At 72.5% G+C, this 9281-nt stretch carries 8 protein-coding genes; 2 read left to right on the top strand and 6 right to left on the bottom strand.

Annotated elements, in window-relative coordinates; translation table 11 throughout:
• The 5 genes from F8271_RS27620 to F8271_RS27640 form a co-directional block, all read right to left on the bottom strand.
• The coding region (locus F8271_RS27620) for a CaiB/BaiF CoA-transferase family protein (protein WP_151492777.1) at positions 1-1045 on the bottom strand (1045 nt) is incomplete at its 3' end.
• Positions 1042-2649, bottom strand: coding sequence for a 3-hydroxyacyl-CoA dehydrogenase family protein (locus tag F8271_RS27625; RefSeq protein ID WP_151492778.1), 1608 nt, complete (start codon positions 2647-2649; stop codon positions 1042-1044). The genes F8271_RS27625 and F8271_RS27620, both read right to left, overlap by 4 nt.
• A 15-nt stretch (positions 2650-2664) precedes the next feature.
• Entirely contained in the window at positions 2665-3879 is a 1215-nt protein-coding gene (locus F8271_RS27630; RefSeq protein WP_151492779.1) for an acetyl-CoA C-acetyltransferase, read from the bottom strand.
• Complete coding sequence (locus F8271_RS27635; protein ID WP_151492780.1) at positions 3869-5029, bottom strand: acyl-CoA dehydrogenase family protein; 1161 nt, start codon at positions 5027-5029, stop codon at positions 3869-3871. The genes F8271_RS27630 and F8271_RS27635 overlap by 11 nt, the downstream gene beginning before the upstream one ends.
• A gap of 230 nt (positions 5030-5259) precedes the next feature.
• Positions 5260-6267: a peptidoglycan recognition family protein gene (locus F8271_RS27640; protein WP_151492781.1), complete on the bottom strand. Its 1008-nt coding sequence runs from the start codon at positions 6265-6267 to the stop codon at positions 5260-5262.
• A gap of 383 nt (positions 6268-6650) precedes the next feature.
• Between F8271_RS27640 and F8271_RS27645 the strand changes: the two genes are divergently transcribed.
• Entirely contained in the window at positions 6651-7304 is a 654-nt protein-coding gene (locus tag F8271_RS27645; RefSeq protein WP_151492782.1) for a TetR/AcrR family transcriptional regulator, read from the top strand.
• A 24-nt stretch (positions 7305-7328) separates the two neighbouring features.
• On the opposite strand, the gene F8271_RS27650 is transcribed toward F8271_RS27645, so the two are convergent.
• Entirely contained in the window at positions 7329-8132 is an 804-nt protein-coding gene (locus tag F8271_RS27650; RefSeq protein WP_151492783.1) for a zf-HC2 domain-containing protein, read from the bottom strand.
• A gap of 72 nt (positions 8133-8204) precedes the next feature.
• Between F8271_RS27650 and F8271_RS27655 the strand changes: the two genes are divergently transcribed.
• On the top strand, positions 8205-9245 hold the full coding sequence (locus F8271_RS27655; RefSeq protein WP_151492784.1) for a TRM11 family methyltransferase: 1041 nt from the start codon (positions 8205-8207) through the stop codon (positions 9243-9245).
• Positions 9246-9281: the final 36 nt, after the last annotated feature.

Raw genomic sequence — 9281 nt, forward strand, 5'->3', positions numbered from 1 at the left:
CTGGTGTGCGGTTGAAGCGGGGGGCCGGGGCCGGTTGGATCTGGCCGTCCACCTCGACGAAGGTGCCTCGGGCGGTGTTGTGCGGGTGTTGGTGCGCCTCGCCGGGGGCGAGTACCGGGGCGACGCAGGCGTCCAGGTCGGTGAAGACCGCCGTCCACTCGTCCCGGGTCCGCTCGGCGAACCGTTCGGTGAACCGTCGGCGCAGCTCGTCCCAGCCGCTCGGGTCGTACTGGGCGGGCAGGTCCGGGTCGTCGGCGAGGCCGAGGCCGTCGAGGAGAACGGCGTAGAAGGCCGGTTCCATCGCGCCGACGGCCATGAATCCACCGTCCGAGGTGGCGTACGTGTCGTAGAACGGCGCCCCACCGTCGAACATGTTGCGCCCGCGCGGCGCCGCCCACAGGCCACCGCCCATGAGCCCGTGCAGGAACGAGGTGAGCAGCGCCGACCCGTCCACCATGGCCGCGTCGACCACCTGGCCGACGCCGGAGCGTTCCCGTTCCAGCAGCGCGGCCAGCACTCCCACGGCCAGCAGCATGCCGCCGCCACCGAAGTCGCCGAGCAGGTTCATCGGCGCGTACGGGCGCTCGCCGGCCCGTCCGAGCGGCTCCAACGCCCCGGCCACCGCGATGTAGTCGATGTCGTGTCCGGCGCGGCTCGCCAGCGGGCCGTCCTGACCCCAGCCGGTCATCCGCGCGTACACCAGTCCGGGGTTGCGGTCCTGGCACACCTGCGGGCCGAAGCCGAGCCGCTCGGCGACCCCCGGCCGGTACGCCTCGACCAGCACGTCCGCCCGCTCGGCGAGGCGCAGCAGGTCCGCCACGCCGTCCGGGGACTTCAGATCCAGCGTGGTGACCCGCCGGCCGCGCTGCAACGGCCCGTCGGTCGGCGCGGCCAGCCGGCCGGCTCCCGGGGCGCCGGGCCGGTCGACCCGCACCACGTCCGCGCCGAGGTCGGCGAGCACCATGCAGCCGAACGGCGCCGGCGCGAGGCTGGCCAACTCGACCACCCGCACCCCGGCGAGCGGCCCGCCGCGTGCCGGCGTCACGCGGTGCCCACCGACTCGGCGGGGCGGCCGGCCGAGGCGGCGAGCCGGTCGACCAAATCGTCCGGCGGTGTGAACCGCTCGCCGTAGCGTTGCGCCAGTTCGGCCGCCCGTGCCGCGAAACCGGCCGGCCCGCCCGCGTACTGCCGCACGTAGCGGATCACCCCGCCCGTCCAGGCCGGGAAGCCGATGCCGAAGATCGAACCGATGTTGGCGTCGGTCTCGGTGCGCAGCACTCCCTCGTCGAGGCAGCGCAGCGCGTCCAGCGCCTCGGCGAAGAGCATCCGCTCCTGGAGGTCGGTGAACGGCACGGCACGGCCGGCGTCGGTGACCAGGTCGGCGAGGCCGGGCCACAACCGGCCCCGGGTGCCGTCGTCGTAGGAGTAGAAGCCGCGTCCGGCGGCGCGGCCCGGCCGGTCGTACGCGTCGACCAACTCGTCGACGAGCCGGTGTGCGGGCAGTGGCAGGTACTCCTCGCTGGCCGCCTCGAACTGGCGGCGGATCCGCTGGATCAGGGTGAGGCTCACCTCGTCGGCCAGCGCGAGGGGCCCGGTCGGGTAGCCGGCCTGCAACGCGGCCTGTTCCACCGACGCGGCCGGTACGCCCTCGACGACCATGCCGACCGCCTCGTCGATGAACCGGCCGATGACCCGGCTGGTGAAGAAGCCCCGGCCGTCGTTGACCACGATCGGGGTCTTGCCGATCCGCCGGGCCAGGTCGAACGCACGGGCCAGCGCCTCGTCGCCGGTCCGGTCGCCGACCACGATCTCCAGCAGCGGCATCCGGTCCACCGGGGAGAAGAAGTGCATGCCGATGAAGTCGGCCGGACGGTCCACGCCCTCGGCCAGCCCGGTGATCGGCAGGGTGGAGGTGTTGGAGGCGAGCAACGCGTCGGGTGCCAGCATCGGCAACACCTCGGCGAAGACCGCCTTCTTCAGTGCCGGGTCCTCGAAGACCGCCTCGATGACCGCGTCGCAGCCGGTGAGGGCGTCCACCTGGTCGGTGGTGGTGATCCGGTCCAGTACGGCGCGGGCGTCCGCCTCGGTGGCGCGGCCCTTGCGGACCGCGCGGGCCAGCAGCCGTTCGGCGTGCTCCCGGGCCCGCCCCGCCGCCTCCGGCGAGACGTCCCGCACCACCACCTCCAGACCGGCGCTGGCGCAGGCGTACGCGATGCCGGCGCCCATCATGCCGGCGCCGAGCACCGCCACCCGGCGCACCGGCGCCACGTCCACGCCGGACGGTCGGGCCGCACCACCGTTGACGGCCTTCAGGTCGAAGAAGAACGCCCCGATCATGTTCTTGGCGACCTGCCCGGTGAGCAGACCGATCAGGTGCCGGGTCTCCACGGTGAACGCGGTCTCCACGTCGACCTGCGCGCCCTCGACGGCGGTGGCGAGGATCGCCTCGGGCGCGGGCAGCCGGGCACCCTTGAGCTGTTTGCGCAGGGTGGCCGGGAAGGCCGGCAACTGGGCGGCCAGCCGGTCGAGGACGGCGCACATCGAGGCGGCGTACGCCCGGTTCATGGTGTTGGCGGACTGGGTCGGGTCGTCCAGGGTGAGCGTGACGATGCCGTCGGCGCCACGGTCGTACCGGATGGTGTCGGTCATCGGTCTTACCCCCGGTCAGCAGCGCTCGAGAACGGTGGCGACGCCCATGCCGCCGCCGATGCACAGGGTCACGACGGCGCGGCGCAGGTCGCGGCGTTCCAACTCGTCCAACGCCGTGCCGAGCAGCATCGCTCCGGTGGCGCCGAGCGGGTGGCCGAGGGCGATCGCGCCGCCGTTGACGTTCACCCGGTCCGGGTCGAGGCCCAGATCGCGGACGTACTTGAGCACCACCGCGGCGAACGCCTCGTTGATCTCGAACAGGTCGATGTCGTCGAGGGTCAGCCCGGCGACGGCGAGCGCCTTGTGGGTGGCCGGGATCGGGCCGGTCAGCATGAGGGTCGGGTCGGCGCCGGTGACCGCCGCGCCGACGATCCGGGCGCGCGGGGTGAGGCCGAGATCCCGACCGACCTCCTCCGAGCCGATCAGCACCAGCGCCGCGCCGTCCACGATGCCGGACGAGTTGCCGGCGTGGTGGACGTGCTCGATGGCCTCCAGCCAGTGGAACTTCTGCAACGCCACCGCGTCGAAGCCGGCCGCCTCGCCCATCGTGGCGAACGACGGGGTGAGCCGGGCCAAAGCCTCCCGGGTGGTCTCCGGGCGCGGGTGCTCGTCGACGGTGAGGATGTCCAACCCGTTGGCGTCACGGACCGGCACCACCGACCGGGCGAAGTGCCCGCCGGCCCACGCCTTGGCGGCCCGCTCCTGCGACCGCAGCGCATAGCCGTCCACGTCGTCGCGGCTGAAGCCCTCCAGGGTGGCGATCAGGTCCGCGCTGACCCCCTGCGGCACGAACGACGTGGCCAGCGCGGTCTGCGGGTCGGTGGCCCAGGCCGCGCCGTCGGAGCCCATCGGCACCCGGGACATCGACTCCACCCCGCCGGCCAGCAGCAGGTGCTCCCAGCCGGAGCGGATCCGCGCGGCGGCCGCGTTGACCGCCTCCAGCCCGGACGCGCAGAACCGGTTGAGCTGCACCCCACCCACCTGATCGGGCAGGCCGGCCAGCAGGGCGGCGGCGCGGGCCAGGTCACCGCCCTGCTCGCCGACCGGGGTGACGATGCCGAGCAGCAGGTCCTCCAGCCGGCCGACGTCCAGGCCGGGGTTGCGCTCACGCAACGCGTCGATCAGGCCGACCACCAGCGAGATCGGCTTGACCCCGTGCAGCGCGCCGGTGTCCCGGCCGCGTCCGCGCGGGGTGCGGACCGCGTCATAGACGTACGCCTCAGAGGGCACGGGCGATCAGCTCCTTCATGATCTCGTTGGTGCCGCCGTAGATCTTCTGGACGCGCGCGTCGGCGTACATCCGGGCGATCGGGTACTCCGTCGTGTAGCCGTAGCCGCCGAAGATCTGCAGGCACCGGTCGATGACCTCGCACTGCCCGTCGGTGAGCCAGGACTTCGCCATCGCGGCGGTGGAAACGTCCAGCTCGCCACGGCTGTGCCGGACGATGCAGTCGTCCAGGAAGACCCGGCTGACCCGGGCGCGGGTGGCACACTCGGCGAGCACCATCCGGGTGTTCTGGTGACCCATCAGCGTCTTGCCGAAGGCGCTGCGCTCCTTGGCGTACGCGACGGTCAGCTCGACGGCGCGTTCCATGGCGGCGACCGCGCCGACGCCGATCACGAGGCGTTCCTGCGGAAGCTGCTGCATGAGCTGGATGAAGCCCAACCCCTCGGCGCCCCCGAGCAGGTTGGCCGCCGGCACCCGGAACTCGTCGAAGAACAACTCGGCGGTGTCGTTGGCGTGCAGCCCGATCTTGGACAGCAGCCGGCCCCGGCGGAAGCCCTCCGGGTCGCCACCGACCTCGCAGACCAGCAGCGAGACGCCGGCCGCCCGCTGCTCCGGGTCGGTCTTCACCGCCACGAGGATCAGATCGGCCAGTCCGCCGTTGGTGATGAACGTCTTCGCGCCGGTGACCACGTAGTCGTCGCCGTCGCGGACCGCCCGGGTGCGCATGGCCTGCAGGTCCGAGCCGCCGTCCGGCTCGGTCATCGCGATCGCGCCGACCAGCTCACCGCTGCACAGGCCGGGTAGCCACCGCCGCTTCTGCTCTTCGCTGCCGTACGCCACCAGGTAGCCGGTGACGATGCCACTGTGGACGGCCAGCCCGAGGCTGCTCTCCCCGGTGTACGCCTGCTCGTGCAGCAGGACGGCCTCGTGGGTGAAGCCACCGCCTCCGCCGCCGTACTCCTCCGGGACGGACAGGCCGAGCAGCCCCAGCTCGCCGGCGCGACGGTAGTGCTCGCGATCCGGGTGGCCCTGCGCCAGCAGGCGTTCGGTGTGCGGCAGCACCTCCTTGGTGAAGAAGGTGCGGGCCAGGTCGGCGAGGTCGTCGTGTTCCGGTTCGCGCCAGGGCGAGGGGGAGCCGTCGGGCGTGGGCATGTGCACCACCCTCGCGCCCTGTTGGCGGCATGTCAATAAGCCGTGAGCAGCCCTCGCCGTGATCGACTCCCGGTTTCGTGGAGTCGGGCCATCCGCTCGAGCTGGACACCCCGCCTTCATGGTGAGCTCAAGCTACCGGCGCGCTGGATGAGCGCGGGCCCCACCGTCTCCACCGGGGGGCGGTGGAGACGGTGGGGCGAGGGGTCGACCTGTCGCGGGGGTGTGTCGACCTATCGAGAGCGCCTCGGAGGAGTCGGGAACTGCGACAGCATCACCGCGACCTCCTGGCGAAGAGCGCCGAGGTAGGGGTGGAAGGCGTCGCCGGGGCACTCGGTCGGACCGGCCCCGATGGTCGCCCAGTCCCGGTGACCGGAGATGACGTTGACCGTGCCACTCGCCCCGCTGATCGGGTTGACGTAGTTGGTCTTGGCACCGGGGGCGAGTCGACCCGTGGCGGCGAGGCCCGCCAGGACGAACACCAACGACCGGTGTGCCGCGGCGCTGGGCTGGCGGGACGTGAACCGGCCCAACAGGCAGATGCCGATGTTGCCCGCGTTGTAGCCACCCACGTGCGCCGCGTTGACCATGAGCGGCCGGCCGTCGGTGCCGGCGCTCGGGCCGTACACCGGGAGGCCTCCCGGGTCGGAGTAGCGACCCTCGTAGATCCGCCCCGCCTCGTCGATCAGCAGGTGGTAGCCGATGTCACCGAATTCCTGCAGGATGCACTGGTCGTAGTAGATGGCACGGACCGTCGCCGCCGGATCCGGGTCCTCGTTGTGTTCGTACACCCCGCTGTGGTGGACCGTCAGCGTCTGCACCGGGAAGAACTCGGTCGGAAACCGCTCGCTGCCGTCGTCGGCGAAGCGGAGCGACTCGTCAGCACCCCACCGTGCGCGGGGCAGGTAGGTCGGCTGCCGGCCACCTCGCGGCACCGGAAGACTGTTCGTCTGCGGGTTCGGGATCCTCCGCCGGGGCCCGTCGACCATGTTCAGTTCGGACACGGTGGCGTCGGAACCGTCGGCGACCTGGACTTCGTACGCGGTGGCGCCGTTGGCGACCACGACGTTGGAGCGGGCCGCTGCCAGGGCTCCGTCCCGGCCGTTCTGACACGCGTTCAGCTCCAGCCAGTCGCTCCACCCCTTGCCGGTGCGGAGTCGAACCGCCGCCGAGGGGCCGCCGTGCTTGATGGAGAGATGGGTCAGCGGGATGGCCGGTGAGGTCACCACCGTCCTGCTCATCAGGCGACCGCGCGGGGCGGCCAGCGGCGACGTCACTTCGGTGGAGGTGGACGGCGCCGCCGTCGCGGACCCGGCGAACGTGCCAGCGGCCGAGAGGCCAACCGCCGCGCCGGCCGCGCCGGAGAGGACTCGACGTCGAGAAACCAAAATGCTGCTCCCTTGCTCGATGCCTCAGGCGCCAGCCGGCATGCCGAGCCGTCAGCCTGAGCCTTGGTGCCCTGGCAGGCCCTTCGGACACATCACCAGGATGGGGCGTTGCAGACGCTAAAGCGGCACTCTAGACGATTGGTTTATTGCCCGTGAAGGGCCGCACGAGCCGATCATCCCGCGTGACCGAGGTGATGAGCGGCGGCTGGCCCGGAGCTGCCGCTAGGGTCGGGCAGATGAGTGTCGAGACCGCCCCTCGCCGCCGCCGGTTGGAGCCGGACGCCCGGCGCGGGCAGATCCTGGCCTGCGCGGTCCGGCTGTTCGGCGAGCGGCCGTACGCGGACGTGTCGACCACCGACGTCGCCCGGGAGGCGGGCGTCGCCCGAGGGCTGGTCAACCACTACTTCGGCACCAAGAAGGACCTCTATCTGGAGGTCGTCCGGGTCATGGTGACCATCCCGGAGGTCGCCCTCGAACGGCTGCCCAAGGGTGACCTGCGGACGCGGGTCGACGCGAGCGTCTCGTGGTTCCTCGACGTGGTGTCCCGGCACAGCACCTCGTGGCTGGCGGCGGTAACCGCCCGGGGGATGGGTGGTGACGCCGACGTGGAGCGGGTGCTCGCCGAGGCCGAGGAGGTGGCCGCTGACCGGATGCTCGTCGCCGTCGGGCTGGCTGGTCAGGCCGTGCACCACGAGGAGCTTCGCGGCATGGTCCGGGCGTACTGCGGGTTGGCCACGTCGACCGCCCGCGAATGGCTCCAGCGTGGCGCGCTGACCCGCGCCCAGGTGCACCTGCTGCTCACGACGACCCTGCTGACCATCGTCGAACAGGTCGTCCCGCAGGTCATCGCTGCCGGCGAGCCGGTGCGCCCGGCCGATCCTCGCGCCTAGTCACCGGCGCGCACGGTCGCGGGATCAGGCGGCCCGACCGGCACGCCTGGCCTGGCCGGTACGCGCAGCCGGGGCGGCGAAACGGTCGGCGGCCTGCGCCGGATACGACTCGGGGCGTACCACCCGCAGGGGTCGCTCCACCTCGTCGGCCCCGAACCGCCAGCGGGACGGCGTCGGCTGCCGCTGCGGTGCCGGCCCGCCGGGGCGCAGACCGGGCCGGGACAGCAGCACGGTGATCAGGTAGCCGACCACCAGGAAGCCGTGGCTGATCAGTCGTTCCCCGCCCACCGACCCGGTGGCCAGGTCGTTGACCGACAGCAGCAGCAAGGTGCCGACGAACGCGCTGAGCATCGGCAGCAGACCGGCCGGCGGGGTGCGGCGTACCGCCACGAAGAGGAAGCCGGCACCCACCGCCACGTTCCAGGCGGCAGACTCGTGCCACAGGTGCTGACCGGCGGCATGCACATGATCGGCGGTCGCGCCCCGGCCCACCTGGGCCAGGCCGAGCACCAGCTGCACCGCGCCGAGCAGCCCGAGCGTCGCGCGCAGCGCGGCGACCAGCGGGCCACGTCGGGGCATCCGGGGCCGCCACCGCCAGCGGCGGGCCGGCGGTGCCTCGGCGGCCGCGGCCAGGATCGCCGCCGTCCGGTCGGGCACCTCAACGACCAATCGGGTACGAACCCGACGGGTCACCGCGGCCGCAGCCATGAACCAGGCCCGGCACTCGGCGCACTCGTCGAGGTGCCCCTGCGCCGCCGTCCGTTCGGCGGCGGTCTCCTCCCCGTCCAACTGCGCGGACAGGACCTCCCGCCACTGCTCACACCCCATGTACCGGTAGTCGCTCCAGTGGCCGCTCCGGTTCCCGGCGACCCGGGCGTGTTGTGGAATACTCGCCGGATCATGACGCGCTACGGCCTGCTGATCCTGCCCGCCACCAACCGGGTGTACGCCCGCTCCGCCATCGACCTCACCCGGGCCGAGCTGGAGATCTTCGGCCGCACGGCGCTCGACGGCCGGGTCGGCGAGCTGGACACCGAGGTGGTCGGCGGGGCGTCCTATGTCACCTTCACCGGTGACGGGCTGACCGAACGGGACCTGGCCGTCCTGGGCAACCTCTCCGCCGGGTACGCGCTGTTCGAGATCGTCGGCGAGCTGCTGCGCCCGATCGAGTGGAGCCGACTGGACCGGTACGACGACGATCTGCTCACCATCCAGAAGTACCCGGGCAAGACCAACGAGCAGTTCACCAAGCTGCTCCTCAACGTCACACTGCTCGCCTCGGACTGGGCCGGCGAGTTCACCAGCCGGCGCTTCCGGGTGCTCGACCCGCTGTGCGGTCGCGGCACCACCCTCAACCAGGCCCTGATGTACGGCTTCGACGCCGCCGGGATCGAGCGGGACCAGAAGGACGTCGAGGCGTACCGGGCGTTCATCACCACCTGGCTGAAGCAGAAGCGGGTCAAGCACCGGGTGCTGGAGTCGGGGCCGGTGCGGCGGGAGCGCAAGGTGGTCGGCCGGCGGGTACGCATCGAGGTGGCCCCGACCCGCGAGGAGCACAAGGCCGGTCGCACGCAGCTGCTGGACGTGGTCAACGCCGACACCACCCGCTCGGCGGAGTTCTTCCGCCCGGAGACCGTCGACCTGGTCGTCGCGGACGCCCCGTACGGCGTGCAGCACGGCAGTCGTACCGCCGATCATGGCTTGACCCGCGATCCGCTGGCGCTGCTCGCGGACGCCGCGCCGGTCTGGGCGCGGCTGCTGCGCCCCGGCGGGGCGCTCGGCATCTCCTGGAACACCCACGTCGCCAGCCGGGACGACGCGGCGGCGGCGCTGGCCGACGCCGGCCTGACCGTGGTGGACGCGGAGCCCTACCGCGCGCTGCGGCACCGGGTCGACCAGTCGATCATGCGAGACGTGCTGGTGGCCCGCCGCCCGGCCTGACGGCTGGTACCTCCACCCTCGCCGCCGCGTCGTCCC

The sequence above is a fragment of the Micromonospora sp. ALFpr18c genome, from assembly GCF_008868155.1.
GTDB lineage: Bacteria > Actinomycetota > Actinomycetes > Mycobacteriales > Micromonosporaceae > Micromonospora.